This window comes from Pseudomonas sp. NBRC 111119, from assembly GCF_001320125.1.
Taxonomy (GTDB): domain Bacteria; phylum Pseudomonadota; class Gammaproteobacteria; order Pseudomonadales; family Pseudomonadaceae; genus Aquipseudomonas; species Aquipseudomonas parafulva.
In genome coordinates, this window is the sequence record NZ_BCAV01000029.1 from 129,645 (window position 1) to 144,057 (window position 14,413).

A 14,413-nucleotide genomic window follows, 5' to 3' on the forward strand; every position below is an offset into this window, starting at 1 on the left:
CCCTCTCAGTGCGCTTCTGAGAACGTGATCACGAAGCGTGTCCAGCCGTTTGCACACGCTACCGTAATGTCCCCACCATGGGCTTGCACGATGGACTTGGTGAGCGCCAGGCCCAGCCCCGCATGCTCACGGCTGCCTTCGTGGCGGGCCGGGTCTACCCGATAGAAACGGTCGAAAAGCCGCGGCAGGGCGGCCGGGCTGATGGCTGCGCCGGTATTGGCCACGCAGATGACAGGCCCGGGTTGCAAGGTCACCTGCACCTGCCCACCGTTGGGGGTGAAGCGCAGGGCGTTGTCCAGCAGGTTGGACAGTGCCCGGCGCAACATCGGCCGGTCGCCGCTCAGCGTGGCCTGCCCTTCGCGATGCAGGGTCACGCTGTTGTCTTCGGCCAGGGGCGCGTAGAACTCCAGCAGGGCATCTGCTTCTTCATGCAGCGCCAGCGGCGTCTGCCCCGGTACCAGCAGGCCATGGTCGGCCTTGGCCAGGAACAGCATGTCGTTGATCATTTGCGCCATGCCCTGCAGCGCTTCGAGGTTGCCATGCAGTGCCTCGTGGTATTCCTCCAGGCTGCGCGGGCGGGTGAGGGTGACTTGGGTGTGGGTGAGCATGTTGGACAATGGCGTGCGCAGCTCATGGGCGATGTCGGCCGAAAACGCCGACAGACGCTGGAAGGCGTCGTCCAGGCGTTGCAGCATGGCATTCATGGCGGTGGCCAGTTCTGCCAGCTCGTCGGGCATCTGCGCCACCGGCAGGCGTGTGGTCAACGAGCGTGCGCCCACGCTGGCCGCCACCTGGCCCATTTGCCGTAACGGCCGCAGGCTGCTGCGTGCAGCCCAGGCGCCCAGCAGCGCAGTGGCCAGCGCCGACAGGCCCACCGTGAGCCAGATCAACCGTTGCATACTCTGCAGAAAATGCTGGTGGTGAGTGATATCCAGGTACAACGCCACTTGCGGCGACTGCGGGGCGCCCGGCAGCAACGGTTGCGCCAGGCTGCGGTAATCGGTGCCCTGGGCGTGCAAGGTGGCAAGGCCGCCGGGCACCGGCAGTGCAGGTAACCCGTTGCGGCTTTCGAACCAGCGTGTGCCGTCGCTGGCGGTGATGCGCAGGCCCAGGTCGGCCTGGTGACCCAGTTCGGCCCTTAAGGCGGGCAGGCGGGCGCGCAGGTCTTCGGCGCGGGTGACCCCGGCCAGTTGCGCGCGCAGCAAGGACAGCCGGGATTCCAGCAGTTGTTGGTCCAGCTCGATGAAGTGCTGCTCACTGGCGTGGTTGAACAGCAGGCCGGCCCCCAGCGACACGGCGGCTGTGCAGGCGGCGAACAGCAGCGCCAGGCGGTTGACCAGCGATACCTTGCCCATCACGGTGCCCGCTCTTCAAGCACGTAGCCCATGCCGCGGACAGTGTGGATCAGCTTGTTGGCATGCGCGTCGTCGATTTTCAGGCGCAGCCGGCGGATCGCTACTTCGATCACATTGGTGTCGCTGTCGAAGTTCATGTCCCACACCTGCGAGGCGATCAGTGATTTGGGCAGCACTTCGCCCTGGCGGCGCAGCAGCAGTTCCAGCAGGCCGAATTCCTTGGCGGTCAGGTCGATGCGCTGGCCGGCCCGTTCGGCGCGGCGGCGGATCAGGTCCAGGCGCAGGTCGGCCAGGCCCAGTGAGGTTTCGCTGGCCGGGCTGGCTCCCCGGCGCAGCAGGCTGCGCACCCGGGCCAGCAATTCGGAGAATGCGAACGGCTTCACCAGATAGTCATCGGCACCCAGTTCCAGCCCCCGCACCCGGTCTGCCACCGCGTCACGGGCGGTCAGGAACAACACCGGGGTGCCCAGGCCTGCCTGGCGCACGGCCTGAAGGATCTGCCAGCCGTCCCGCCCTGGCAGCATCACATCGAGAATCAACAGGTCGTGGCCGCCGGTCAGGGCCAGGAACTGGCCGGTTTCGCCGTCGGTGGCCAGCTCGGTGGCGAAGCCGGCTTCGTTCAGGCCCTGGCTCAGGTACTGGCCGGTGCGGGCCTGGTCTTCGACGATCAGCAGTTTCATTGCGGGCTTGGGCTCCGGCGTTGCGGGGTATCAAATGATACGTGACCCGGCATGCTCCTAGCCAAACTGACAAAGTTGTAATGTTGCGGTCAGCTTGCTGGCAGTCGCGGCAGTTTAAGGTTTGCGGCATCTGATCGTTGAGTTGTGGAGACGCCATGTACCGCCTGTTGATCGCATCCGCCCTTGCATTGGCCAGCCTGCCTGCGCTTGCAGAGCCTGCGCAACGCTTCCCCTTCGGTGAGCCTGCGCCGGCTGCGAAAGCAACCCGCACCGTCGAGGTGCTGCTCAAGGACATTGCCTTCGAGCCCAAGAACCTGCAGGTAAAAGCAGGTGAAACCGTGCGCTTCGTGCTGGTGAACGAGGGCCAGCTGCCCCATGAGTTCAACTTGGGCACCAAGGCCATGCACGAGGAGCACCAGAAGGAGATGGTGGCCATGCAGGGTAAGCTGTATAGCGCAGCTGGCGGGCATCAGGGCATGGATCACGGGCAGATGGCAGGCCATGCTCAAGGCGCAGAGCAGGCGGGTGGGCATGCCCACGGTGGCGGAAACACCGTGCTGGTGATGCCCGGCCAGCGCGCCGAGCTCACGTGGACCTTCCGCACCTCGGCGCCCATCGAGTTCGCCTGCAATGTACCCGGGCACTACCAGGCCGGCATGGTCGGCCCGTTGACCATCGAGTGACGGGCGCTGCAAGGCGGGGCGCAAAACCGGTAGACTAGGGGCAATTTCGAACTTGCAGGTCAGTTTCCATGCACCCCGCCGCCGAACACTCACCGCTGGGCAAATCCAGCGAGTACATCGCTACTTATACGCCGCAGTTGCTGTTCCCGATTCCGCGCACCGCCAAGTGGGCGGAACTGGGCGTCACTGCCCAGACCTTGCCATGGCAGGGCGTGGATTACTGGAACTGTTTCGAGCTGTCCTGGCTATTGCCATCGGGCAAGCCCGTGGTGGCAATCGGTGAGTTTGCGATCCCTGCCGACTCGCCGAACATCATTGAATCCAAGTCGTTCAAACTCTATCTCAACTCGCTGAACCAGACCGTGTTCGCGTCGTTCGAGCAGTTGCAGGCGTGCCTGGAAAACGACCTGTCAGCCGCCGCCGGCAAGGCGGTAGCGGTCAGGGTTCGCACCCTGGCCGAGGTCGAGGCGCAGGGCGTGGTGGCGTTGCCAGGGCTGTGTGTAGATGCGCTGGACGTTGCCATCAGCAACTACGAACAGCCTCAGCCTGAACTGCTGCGCTGTGATACCCAGCGCGTGGTGGAAGAAACCCTGCACAGCCACTTGCTGAAGTCCAACTGCCCGGTGACCGGTCAGCCCGACTGGGGGAGCGTCGTGGTGGAGTACAAGGGCAGGGCGCTGGACCATGCCAGCCTGCTGACTTACCTCATCAGCTTCCGTCAACATGCCGACTTCCACGAACAGTGCGTGGAACGCATTTATCTGGACCTGAAAAACCTGCTCCAGCCGGAGCATTTGACCGTGTACGCCCGTTACGTGCGCCGTGGCGGGCTGGACATCAACCCCTACCGCAGCACCACCACCATCACCCCAGCCAACGGCCGCCTGGTGCGCCAGTAGCCCGGCCCCGAGTCACGGGCGAACGCGGGTTGCGACCGGGGGCCAAGGCCCCCGGGTAACCTCAGATACCCATGCTGTGCAACGAGTTGGCAATACTGCGCAGCGTGGCCGTAAGGTCAGGGTGCTCCGCCTCGAACCGTTCGATGGCAAGGTTCACACCATCGACCACATTGTTGTCAGGGGTGGCTTCCTCAAGTTTCAGCTGCGCCTCGATCTGGCGCGCTTCTTCGTGCAGCGCGGCCAGCTCTTCATCCGAGAGCGGAACGTTGCGGTCCAGTTGCTCGCGCAGGGTGTTCAGACGCTCTTGCAGTTCGCGGGCAGGCATTGGCTTTTCTCCATCAATGGCTTGGCAAGCCATGGACCTCAGCGAAGCGGCAAAGGTTCTGGCCTGTGTAAAGCGTAATCCACCTGCAGCGGCTTTGCATGACCCGCGTCAAGGGTGCTGTGTCAGGGTTTTTCACCCTTGCTGCGGCGCTGGGCGATATGCGCCAGGCAGTTGTCCAGGGCTTCCAGGTGGTCGATCACCGAATGCACCCCCAGGCTGAACAGTTCCAGGGTCGCTTTGCCGCGCGCCGCACCCTGCTGCTGCGCAGTCATGCCCTGCCACTCACGGGCGCTGCGCTCGCAGTGTGGGCTGCAGGCGGCCAGGCCAACCGTCCATAGCCCTGCATTGAGGCCGGCTTGCAACAGCCCAGGTTCGCCGCTGACCAGTACACAGCCGTCCAGGCGCTGGCTGCCCAGCGCTATCAGTGCCTGCCAGCAACCGTTGGGGGCAGGCCAGCGGGCGCCTTGCTCCCGGTGCCCAGGCAACCAGCCTGGCAGCACATTGGTGAAGGGCTGGCTGGGCGGGCCTGTGAGGTCATCCACCCAGATGCAGGGCACCTGGCGCTCGCGCAGGTGGGCGAGGGTGGCCAGGGCCCCGGGGGCGGGCGATGGGCCGGTTTCGGCGCTTTGTACCAGGCAGCCGCGCAAGCCGAACAGTACCGCTGTGAAGGCCGGTTCAGCATCCATGGCAACGTCCTCGCAAATAGCCGGCAGATTATTGAATAAATGTTGCCGTGCTGTGACAGCACGTCTTGAGCAACACTTGGTCACAATAAATCCATATACACTTGCAAAGCTGTTTATCGGCACGCAAGTCTCTATACTGCCGCCTTACAGCAGCGCGACCGGTTGCGCTTGCGGCCGAAAACCCGATGGAGAAACACTATGCGTAGGATCGGTGCCAGTGTGATCGAACGAGTCACCCAGGCCTGTGTCTGTGCCGGCATGTTGCTGGCACCCGTGGCAGCCACCCAGGCCGCCACCGAGGAAGATCCCTGGGAAGCGGTCAACCGCCCGATCTTCCGTTTCAACGATACCCTCGACACCTACGCGCTCAAGCCGTTGGCCAAGGGCTACCAGTTTGTCACGCCGCAATTTCTTGAAGACGGCATCCATAACATCTTCCGCAACCTGGGCGATGTCACCAACCTGGCCAACAACGTGCTGCAACTGAAGCCGCATGCGGCGGGCGTGGATACTGCGCGAATCATCGTCAACACCACCTTCGGGCTGGGCGGCTTCTTCGACGTGGGTACCAAGATGGGCCTGCAGCGCAGTGATGAAGACTTCGGCCAGACCTTGGGCTACTGGGGGGTGCCAAGTGGCCCGTACGTGGTAATCCCGCTACTGGGCCCGAGCACTGTGCGTGACGGCGTGGCCAAGTACCCGGACACCTTCACCAGGCCCTACCGCTACATCGACCATGTGCCAACGCGCAACTCCATCTTCGCCCTCGACGTAGTGGATACTCGCGCCAGCCTGCTGTCTGCCGAGAAGCTGATTCAGGGTGACAAGTACATCTTCATCCGCAACGCCTACCTGCAGAACCGCGAGTTCAAGGTGCGCGACGGCGAGGTCGAAGACGACTTCTGATGGAGAGGGGGGGCCGCACCGCGGCCCCTTGGGTCAATGCATGGCCAGAATGCGCAGCCCAAAGGTGTGTTGCCCGTCTGGCTGGCCCGCAATCCACACCACTTCCGTGCTGGCACGCAGGCCTTTGAGTGACGGGTGGTCGGAGTCGATGCGCACTTCCAGCTGATCACCCACCTGAAAGCTTTGTGGCGCCTGCACCTGCATGCCACTGCTGGACAGGTCCAGGCACACGGCGGCAATGACCTGGCCCTCGTGCAGCAGGGTCACCTCGGTATCGATGCGCATGCGTATGAAATCGCGTTTTTCGCTGTGGCTAATGGACGTGTTAGACATGCTGCATCCTTCCGTTAGGGTTGCACTGGTCGGCTTTCTTATAACTCCCGGTGATTTGCCCTGTAAAGAGCGCCCTGGCTGACCGTTACACGCTTGAAACGCCTGGCGGATGGGAGTACCGTCTGCGCCTTACAAGGTCGCTCTGACAGTTGCCGGGCAGGTGTTCTTGGCCTACAACTCAGGTAGAGTGTGAACAAATAGAACTCCCGTAGCTGGCCGTCTGCCTTGCCGACACCGCTGCACCAACCCAAATCGGCGCCGTTCGCCCACATGCAGAAAACCAGTGCAACGCTGCTGATCATCGATGACGACGACGTGGTCCGTGCAAGCCTCGCCGCCTACCTTGAAGACAGTGGCTTCAGCGTTCTCCAGGCTGGCAACGGCCAGCAGGGGCTCCAGGTCTTCGAAGAACACCAGCCTGATCTTGTGATCTGCGACCTGCGCATGCCGCAGATGGGCGGGCTCGAACTGATCCGCCAGATCAGTGCACGCGCGCCGCAGTTGCCGGTGATCGTTGTGTCGGGTGCAGGGGTCATGACCGATGCAGTCGAGGCCTTGCGCCTGGGTGCTGCCGATTACCTCATCAAGCCCTTGGAAGACTTGGCGGTACTTGAGCTGTCGGTACGGCGCGCGCTCGACAGGGCGCACCTGATGCTTGAAAACCAGCGCTACCGTGGCAAGCTCGAAGCCGCCAACCGCGAACTGGAAGCCAGCCTGCACCTGTTGCAGGAAGACCAGACCGCCGGGCGCCAGGTGCAGATGAACATGCTGCCCGAAAGCCCTTGGGTAGCGGGCGACTTCGCTTTCGAGCACCAGATCATTCCATCGCTGTACTTGTCTGGCGATTTCGCCGACTACTTCCGCGTGGATGAGCGCCGCATCGCGTTCTATCTCGCCGATGTGTCTGGCCATGGTGCATCGTCGGCGTTCGTCACGGTGCTGCTCAAGTTCATGACCACGCGTTTGTTGTTCGAATTCAAGCGTGGCGGCAAGATGCCCGACTTCAAACCGTCGGAAGTGCTCAGCCATATCAACCGTGGGTTGATCAACTGCAAGCTCGGCAAGCACGTGACGATGGTGGGGGGTGTGATCGACGAGGACACCGGCCTGCTGACCTACGCCGTTGGCGGGCACCTGCCCCTGCCGGTGTTGCACACCCCGGAGCACACCCGCTACCTCGAAGGCCGTGGCTTACCGGTAGGGCTGTTCGACGAAGCGAGCTATCAGGACCAGGTGATCGAATTGCCACCGCGGTTCAGCCTCAGCCTGATGTCCGACGGTATTCTGGACCTTTTGCCGGGTGCCACGCTCAAAGATAAAGAAGCCGCCCTGCCGGAGATCGTCAGGGCAGCAGGTGGTAGCCTGGATGGGCTGCGTCAACGTTTTGGATTGGCTACGCTTGGGGAGATGCCGGATGATATCGCCCTATTGGTGTTGAGCAGGAACCTTCAATGAGTACCGGTAGAATCCAGTTCGCCGAGCAGAACGGTACCTTCGTACTGAAATTTGTCGGTGAAGTGCGCCTGACCTTGTGTTCTGCGCTGGATGCAACGATCGAGAAAATTTTCACCGCGCTGAATTTCTCGACCATTGTCATCGACCTCACCGAAACCGAGAGCATCGACAGCACCACCCTGGGCCTGCTGGCCAAGCTGTCGATACTGTCACGCCAGAAAGTGGGCTTGTTGCCGACCGTGGTAACCACCAACCCGGACATTTCCCGGCTGCTGCAGTCGATGGGCTTCGACCAGGTGTTCAACATCGTCGACCGCCCGATACCCTGCCCGGAATGCCTTGCCGACTTGCCTTCGCAGGACCAGAACGAAGAAGTGGTGCGCTCCAAGGTGTTGGAGGCGCACAAAATCCTCATGGGCCTGAACGACTCGAACCGTGAAGCCTTCCATGACCTTGTGAGTGCGCTGGAACGCAGCTGATCCTTTACCGGCGCTCAAACTCGGTAGCCTCGCCACCGCCCGCGTCAAGCTGATAAACCCGCGCCGGGCGCCCTTGCTCGTTAAAGAATACCTGCCCCAAACCTGCCCCGTTCCAGAGCCTTTCGCCGGCCTGGCTGCGGTTGGGTGTGCGTGGCTCAACCTGCATTTCACGGCGCGACGTAAACCAGTTCAGAGGCGACCTTGGCGCGTAGAGCCACCGGTTGAGGCGGTCGAGCACATCCAGCAGGCGCCTGGGGAATTCGTTCTTGATCCCGCTGCTGGTGACCTGCCACAGGTGTGGGCTGTGCTGCCGGTCGCGGATCAACACTTCGTAGACGAATGAGTAGTGCACATCCCCTGACAGCACCACGTAATGCCCAGGTGTGCGCGAGTGGCGAAAGATGTTCAGGATGACCTGTGCGGCTTCGCGGTGGGCCATCCAGTTCTCGGCGTCCACCAGCAGGGGATAACCCAGGGTACTGAATACTTTTTGCACGGTCTCGATCAGTTTCACGCCAAAGATAGGCGCTGGCGACACGACCACCGCAGAGGGGTGGTCCAGCAATGCCTGCTGCAATTCGCTCAGGGCCTCCCAGTCCATCAGGCCGGAGGGCCTGGCCGGGTTACCTTCACTGCGCCAGCGGCGGGTGCGGGTGTCGAGCACCAGCAACGGCGGGTGGGTAGGCAGGCTGAATTGCCAGCCCTGGAAGCGCAACAGTTCGCCGATCAGCGCATCCTGGTTGTGCGCGTTCATTGATTGGCAGCGTTTGATCAATGGCCCGCACCCGTCCGGGTCGTTACCCCAGCCTTGGCACACCAGGTATCCCATCAAGGCATTGCCGATGATGCGTCGCGAAAGTGGATGGCCGTAGGCGGTGTGCTCCCACTGCGCCGAGAGGTTCCAGTCGTCGGTGATGTCGTGGTCGTCAAAAATCATCAGGCTGGGCAGGTGAGCCATTGCCCGGGCGACTTGGCCCAGGCGTTCGGCGAACCCCTGCACCAGCGGTAATTCGCGCTGATAGCGCGTGCGGCATGCAGGGTCGAGGCTCTCGGGCATGTCCAGGTGCACCAGTTGCCAAGGCACGGGCGACCATACCAACAGGTACATGGCCATGACTTCGGCGAAGGTGACCAGGTGGTTGTCGGCGTTGCTGGACGAGAAGATCGGCTTGCGCTTGCCACCGAAAAACCGCGCCCGCAGGTTTTCGTTACGGGCTTGTGCGGGTAGCAGATGGGCGCGGTGGTAGTAGCTGGCTGGGTGGCGGTACAAGGCTTGGCTGTCCGCCACCACTGCGCCATCGAGCTGCTCGTCGTGCAACCCCAGCCGTTCGATCAATGTATGAATGGCTCGCAGCATGGGGCCTGCCACATCGTCGGCGTATACCTGGTCCCCTGTCATCATCAGCACTGCCGGGCGATCTTGGGGCTGTGTGCACTGCTCAAGCAACCGATCAGCGCACAGCAGGCCGTCAGCGGCGGGGTGGTGCGGTTTGCGGCAGGAGCCATGCAGCAGGTGATCAAGCCGCCCGCGCAGCACCAGGTTGGGGTGCTGCTGGCCGGGGTAGAGCAGGTGCGGTGCCCAGCTTGCAATACCCTGCCCATTGATCAGCACGTCGTAGTCCAGCCACTGGTCGCAGGGCAGCGGCTGCTCGAAGCGAACTTCCAGCAGGTGGATGAACGCATGCTGCCCCACCGCAACCACCTGGCATTCCACCTCGGTTTCGGCCGAAGGGAACACGACGTCGGGCTGCAGCGGTTGTGTGGCTGCCAGCCAGATAGCCAGGCGTTGAGGCTCCAGCCGGCGAAGTATCGGGCCGGCGAGGACAAGGGGTAGTACAGGAGGCGTGGTCATGTGAGCGAGGGCCGGCCGCATGGGCCTAGTCAGGATTGCAAGGGCAGAAGCAAAACGGGCGGGAAATGCTGAACATTTCCCGCCCGTTAGGCAAACGCGAACTGTGTCAGGCCTTTTCTGCCATCACCTTCTCGAGCTTTTCCTGATCGCGGGCGAATTGGCGAATGCCTTCGGCGAGCTTCTCTGTCGCCATGGCGTCTTCGTTCATGGCCCAGCGGAACTGGCTTTCGTTGAGTGCTTGCTTTGACTCACCGGCATTGCCGGGTTTGAGCACCTGCGGCAGGTCGCCCTGATCATCGCTGAGTTGCTGCAACAGTTCAGGGCTGATGGTGAGGCGATCGCAGCCCGCCAGGTGTTCGATCTGGCCAACGTTGCGGAAGCTGGCACCCATCACCACAGTGTTGTAGCCATTGGCCTTGTAGTAGTTGTAGATGCGCGTAACCGACTGCACGCCTGGGTCTTCTGCGCCGGTGTATTCCTTGCCGGTACTTTTCTTGTACCAGTCGTAGATGCGGCCTACGAAGGGTGAAATAAGGAACACGCCCGCATCGGCGCAGGCCTGGGCCTGGGCGAAGGAGAACAGCAGGGTGAGGTTGGTCTGGATGCCTTCCTGCTCGAGCTTCTCAGCGGCGCGGATGCCTTCCCAGGTAGACGCCAGCTTGATCAGCACGCGGTCACGGCCGACACCGGCTTTGTCGTACAGGCCGATCAGGGTGCGGGCCTTCGCCAGCAGTGCAGGCTCATCGAACGACAACCGTGCATCCACCTCGGTGGAAATCCGCCCAGGGATCGCCTTGAGAATGCCGGAGCCCACCGCCACCGCGAACGCATCGCAGGCCAGGTCCACGTCACCCTTGGCTTCGGCTTTAACCTGCTTGAGCAAGTCGGCATAAGCCGGGATGGCCGCTGCCTTGAGCAGCAGCGACGGGTTGGTGGTGGCATCGACCGGTTTCAGACGGGTAATGGCGTCCAGGTCACCGGTGTCGGCGACCACGGTGGTGAACTGCTTGAGTTGTTCCAGCTTGGAGGTCATGGGCGTGCTCTGTCCTGTGCAATGACTCGACATTACCCCAGCCCCGAGGGTCGCTCAAGGGCAAGGCTTTACGAGAGGTGACTGTTCGAGTGTGCGCTGGGGGCCAGGTTCCCGCGTAGGTGGGGCGCAGCGCGAACGTGCAAGCATTTGACCGTAGTCGCCAGGCCGACGTTTAGAACGTCTCGGCATAAACAGGCTGGGATCGCTTGCCCGCCCCATACCCCATTCAGCGTAGGAGCGAGCAAAGCTCGCGATGGGCTGCAAAGCAGCCCCAACCCCAAGGCCACCAAAAATCACCGCCCCTGCAGCAACTCCAACGCCTGATCAAACACCACCAGCGGCTCCGCCGCCTTGTGAATATCCGCCGACAGCAACTGCCTGAACCGCCGCGCCCCCTTGAACCCCTGGGCGAGCCCAAGAATATGCCGGGTGACATGGTGCATCGCACCGCCACTTTCCATATGCGCCACAATGTAAGGCCGCAACTGCATCATCACTTCGCTGCGCGTAACCACCGGCGCAGCGCTGGCAAACAGCCGCTGGTCCACGTCTGCCAGCAAGTAAGGGTTGTGATAAGCCTCGCGCCCCAGCATCACACCATCAAAGGTTTGCAGGTGCGCTTCACACTCTGCCAGGGTTTTGATACCACCGTTGAGCACGATTTCCAGGTCTGGGAAATCCGCTTTCAGCTGCGCCGCAACGTCATAGCGCAGCGGTGGCACCTCGCGGTTCTCTTTCGGCGACAAGCCTTCAAGAATGGCGATACGCGCATGCACAGTGAAGCTGCGGCACCCAGCCTCGCGCACTTGGCCTACAAAATCGCGCAGCTCGGCATAACGGTCGCGCCCATTGATGCCAATGCGGTGCTTGACCGTCACCGGGGTCGACACCGCATCGCGCATGGCCTTCACGCAATCAGCCACCAGCGCCGGATGCGCCATCAGGCAGGCGCCGATCATGTTGTTCTGCACCCGGTCGCTGGGGCAACCGACATTCAGGTTGACCTCGTCATAACCATCCTGCTCAGCGAGCCTGGCGCAGGCAGCCAGGTCTGCCGGCACACTGCCGCCCAGCTGCAAGGCCAGTGGGTGTTCGCTGGTATCGTGGCGCAGGAAGCGCTGGGCGTCGTTGTGCAGCAGGGCACCGGTGGTAACCATTTCGGTGTAGAGCAGGGTGTGCTTGGAGAGCAGGCGCAGGAAGAACCGGCAGTGGCGGTCGGTCCAGTCCATCATGGGGGCAACGCTGAAGCGGCGGGACGGCTCAGGGCACGTGGTTTCTGGCTTTGAGCCTGATTTTGCGGTCATCTCGTTCAACGTTTTTTGTACCAATTTTCGGGGTTTTGGGGCGCTTTTACCAAGCCGTTGGTACAACGTACCAACCGACAGACGACGTGTACCAATCTAAGATCGCAACGATCGAACACGTTAAAAGGCCGATGGCAGCAGCAGCTACCTCGTCCAGATCCGCATTAATCGCGACGAGGTGACAGTCTACCAAGAGAGCCAAACGTTCGCCCGCAAACAGGCCACAGTGGCCTGGGCGAAGCGACGGGAAATCGAATTGGCTGAGCCTGGTGCTATCGAGCGCGTTAACCGGGTAGGGCACACGGTCAAGCAGATGATCGACTGTTACCTGATTGAGCCAGAGAAAGCCCGGCCTCTGGGCGAGGCCAAGCGACGCACGTTGAACGCCATGAAGAACAGCTACCTGGGTGAGATGGTCGACTCCGACATCAGCAAGCAGGTGCTGGTGGACTATGCTCTATGGCGTATGAGCCCTGCTGGTGGTGCCATCAAACCGCAGACCGCCGGCAATGATTTAGCTCGCTTGGGTTCAGTGGTGTCGCTGGTCAGGGCAGCGTGAGAGTACGAGATCAACCTGCAAGGTTAGCGGGTGGATGAAATCGAGGTAACTGGCCCGCCGGACACCATCACCCTGCGCGGCAAGGCCAGCGACATGCGCGGCAGCGGCAAAACCACCCGTAGCGGCAGCTGGGAGAACGTGCCGCTTGCGCAGATCGTCAGTGACCTGGCTGGGCGCAACGGGTGGAAACCTGGCTGCACCGTGCAGACCAAGGTGGCCCGCGTCGACCAGCGCAACGAGTCCGATTTTAACTTCATCACCCGCCTGGCCAGGCAGTACGACTGCACGGCCAAGGTGGGTGACGGGCAGCTGCTGGTCATGCCGCGCCAAGGTGGCAGCACCCCCGGTGGCAAGGCCTTTGGTGCCGTCACCATCCAGCGCAGTGATGTGAACCGCTACAGCTTCCGCCTGGGCGACCGCACCACAAAGAAGGCCGTGAAGACGCAGCACCAGGACAAGAAAACCGGCGAGCTCAAGGTCGTGGAGCTGGGCAACGACGAAGCGCCCGAAGGCCTGCCCGCCGTGCACACCGACCGACATATCTACCGCGACAAGGGCGCTGCCGAGCAGGCGGCCAAGGCTCGCTTGGCGGTGTTCAACCCCAGCACCGCCGGCGTGCGCCTGGAAATGCTCGGGCGCACCGACCTGTTTGCCGAACGCTCGATCAACGCCCAGGGCTTCAAAAACGGGCTCGATGGCGAGTACCTGGTAGACAGCGTGGAGCAGGTGTTTATGCCCTCGGGCTTGTCGACCACGGTTGAGTGCAACGGCGGCAAGCAGGGCAAGGCGAAAGCCAAGGGCAAGAAAAAGAAACATACCAAGCCGCTGCGCATCGTGGACATATCTGCGGCGTAGCCCATCAACCATTGGAGATAAAGCGATGCCTATTAGCGAGAAGCAGCTATTACAGATCCTCCCGAACGCCGGCCGCAAAGCCGGCGTTTTCGTTCCCGGCCTCAACGCCACTATGGGCAATTACGCCATCGTACGCGTCTGCGCATGGCCGCGTTCTTGGCTCAGATCGGACATGAGTCGGGCCAGCTGCAGTACGTCCGCGAACTCGGTAATGACAAGTACCTGTCCAAGTACGACGCCGGTCGCCTGGCCCAGCGGCTTGGTAACACGCCTGAGCCGGATGGGGATGGCCAGCTCTATCGCGGACGAGGGCTAATTCAAGTGACTGGCCGCTCCAACTATGAAGCCTGCAGCGAAGCCCTGTTCGGAGATAGCCGGCTGCTGAACACGCCAGAGCTGCTTGAGCACCCGGTTTACGCATCCATGTCGGCAGGCTGGTTCTGGCAGAAGGAGGGCCTGAACAGCCTGGCCGACAAGGGTGACCTCCTGGCCATCACCAAGCGCATCAACGGCGGTACCAATGGCCTGGAGGATCGAAAGGCCATCTACGCGCTAGCGCTTAAGGTGCTGCAATGAACGGGTGGGGCTCCCGCCTATTGGCTGTCGCGGCGCTGCTAATCGCCTGTGCGGTCGGCGCCCGGATAGCTTGGGTTTGGCAGGCTAACGCATACAACACGCAGCTCGCTGACCAGGCCGACGACTACGGCAAGCAGCTGGCAGAGAAGGATCGTATCAGCGGCCTAGAGCGGGAGAGGGCGGCGGCTGCCGCGCTTGATCATCTAGCTGAACAACAGCAAGCCCGTAGCGCCCTGGAGGCTCGCCTGCAGGCCCAGGCACAAAATCACTGGAAGGAGATGGAGGATGCGCAACAAACTCAAGCTCGCCTGCGTGACCGGCTTGCTACCACTGATCTGCGGCTGTCAGTCCTCGTCGACTCTGGAGCCGTTGCCCGCTCGAGTTGTAGCGGTGGGGTGCGAGAAACCGCCGGCACCGGAGGCGTGGTACCTGG

Annotated in this window: 15 protein-coding genes and 2 pseudogenes; 9 read left to right on the plus strand and 8 right to left on the minus strand. The window is 62.2% G+C overall.

Features of this window, described 5'->3' with window-relative positions; translation table 11 throughout:
- Positions 1-5 precede the first annotated feature (5 nt).
- Complete coding sequence (locus APH25_RS12750) at positions 6-1,355, minus strand: heavy metal sensor histidine kinase (RefSeq protein WP_177331177.1); 1,350 nt, start codon at positions 1,353-1,355, stop codon at positions 6-8.
- Positions 1,355-2,035: a heavy metal response regulator transcription factor gene (locus tag APH25_RS12755; protein ID WP_060482187.1), complete on the minus strand. Its 681-nt coding sequence runs from the start codon at positions 2,033-2,035 to the stop codon at positions 1,355-1,357. The genes APH25_RS12750 and APH25_RS12755 overlap by 1 nt, the downstream gene beginning before the upstream one ends.
- 155 nt (positions 2,036-2,190) lie before the next feature.
- Between APH25_RS12755 and APH25_RS12760 the strand changes: the two genes are divergently transcribed.
- Both APH25_RS12760 and queF read left to right on the plus strand, forming a co-directional pair.
- Positions 2,191-2,718: a plastocyanin/azurin family copper-binding protein gene (locus APH25_RS12760; protein ID WP_060482188.1), complete on the plus strand. Its 528-nt coding sequence runs from the start codon at positions 2,191-2,193 to the stop codon at positions 2,716-2,718.
- A 68-nt stretch (positions 2,719-2,786) separates the two neighbouring features.
- Positions 2,787-3,617: an NADPH-dependent 7-cyano-7-deazaguanine reductase QueF gene (gene queF, locus APH25_RS12765; protein WP_060482189.1), complete on the plus strand. Its 831-nt coding sequence runs from the start codon at positions 2,787-2,789 to the stop codon at positions 3,615-3,617.
- A gap of 61 nt (positions 3,618-3,678) precedes the next feature.
- Here the strand turns inward: queF and APH25_RS12770 are convergent, their stop codons facing one another.
- Together APH25_RS12770 and APH25_RS12775 are read right to left on the minus strand one after the other, a co-directional pair.
- A complete protein-coding gene (locus tag APH25_RS12770; RefSeq protein ID WP_028632492.1) occupies positions 3,679-3,942 on the minus strand; it encodes a DUF4404 family protein in 264 nt (87 codons plus the stop codon).
- 122 nt (positions 3,943-4,064) lie between these two features.
- Positions 4,065-4,628, minus strand: coding sequence for a hypothetical protein (locus tag APH25_RS12775; protein ID WP_060482190.1), 564 nt, complete (start codon positions 4,626-4,628; stop codon positions 4,065-4,067).
- Positions 4,629-4,826: 198 nt separating this feature from the next.
- Here APH25_RS12775 and APH25_RS12780 point away from each other — a divergent pair, with 198 nt between their 5' ends.
- Complete coding sequence (locus APH25_RS12780; RefSeq protein ID WP_028632494.1) at positions 4,827-5,534, plus strand: VacJ family lipoprotein; 708 nt, start codon at positions 4,827-4,829, stop codon at positions 5,532-5,534.
- A 33-nt stretch (positions 5,535-5,567) separates the two neighbouring features.
- Here the strand turns inward: APH25_RS12780 and APH25_RS12785 are convergent, their stop codons facing one another.
- Positions 5,568-5,867, minus strand: a complete 300-nt coding sequence (locus tag APH25_RS12785; protein WP_060482191.1) for a PilZ domain-containing protein — start codon at positions 5,865-5,867, stop codon at positions 5,568-5,570.
- A gap of 270 nt (positions 5,868-6,137) precedes the next feature.
- On the opposite strand from APH25_RS12785, the gene rssB reads away from it, so the two are divergent.
- Together rssB and rssC are read left to right on the plus strand one after the other, a co-directional pair.
- Positions 6,138-7,322 (plus strand): two-component system response regulator RssB, encoded by a 1,185-nt coding sequence (gene rssB / locus APH25_RS12790; RefSeq protein ID WP_060482201.1) that lies wholly within the window; start codon positions 6,138-6,140, stop codon positions 7,320-7,322.
- Positions 7,319-7,801 (plus strand): anti-sigma factor antagonist RssC, encoded by a 483-nt coding sequence (gene rssC / locus APH25_RS12795; RefSeq protein ID WP_028632497.1) that lies wholly within the window; start codon positions 7,319-7,321, stop codon positions 7,799-7,801. The genes rssB and rssC overlap by 4 nt, the downstream gene beginning before the upstream one ends.
- A 4-nt stretch (positions 7,802-7,805) precedes the next feature.
- On the opposite strand, the gene APH25_RS12800 is transcribed toward rssC, so the two are convergent.
- The 3 genes from APH25_RS12800 to dusA all read right to left on the minus strand — a co-directional run bounded on the left by APH25_RS12800 (position 7,806) and on the right by dusA (position 11,990).
- Entirely contained in the window at positions 7,806-9,653 is a 1,848-nt protein-coding gene (locus tag APH25_RS12800; RefSeq protein WP_060482192.1) for an alkaline phosphatase D family protein, read from the minus strand.
- A 106-nt stretch (positions 9,654-9,759) separates the two neighbouring features.
- Positions 9,760-10,686, minus strand: coding sequence for a transaldolase (gene tal / locus APH25_RS12805; RefSeq protein WP_060482193.1), 927 nt, complete (start codon positions 10,684-10,686; stop codon positions 9,760-9,762).
- A gap of 293 nt (positions 10,687-10,979) precedes the next feature.
- Positions 10,980-11,990 carry a tRNA dihydrouridine(20/20a) synthase DusA gene (gene dusA / locus APH25_RS12810; RefSeq protein WP_060482194.1) on the minus strand — a complete coding sequence of 337 codons (1,011 nt, stop codon included), beginning with the start codon at positions 11,988-11,990 and terminating at the stop codon, positions 10,980-10,982.
- 157 nt (positions 11,991-12,147) lie between these two features.
- Here dusA and APH25_RS12815 point away from each other — a divergent pair.
- From APH25_RS12815 to APH25_RS25800, 4 genes and pseudogenes are all read left to right on the plus strand, one after another.
- A pseudogene (locus APH25_RS12815) lies at positions 12,148-12,546 on the plus strand (site-specific integrase); the annotation flags it as partial.
- 33 nt (positions 12,547-12,579) lie between these two features.
- Positions 12,580-13,404, plus strand: a complete 825-nt coding sequence (locus APH25_RS12820) for a phage late control D family protein (RefSeq protein WP_256217521.1) — start codon at positions 12,580-12,582, stop codon at positions 13,402-13,404.
- Positions 13,405-13,429: 25 nt separating this feature from the next.
- Positions 13,430-13,980, plus strand: a pseudogene (locus tag APH25_RS12825) (glycoside hydrolase family 19 protein).
- The coding region (locus APH25_RS25800) for a lysozyme (RefSeq protein ID WP_060482195.1) at positions 13,977-14,413 on the plus strand (437 nt) is incomplete at its 3' end. The pseudogene APH25_RS12825 and the gene APH25_RS25800, both read left to right, overlap by 4 nt.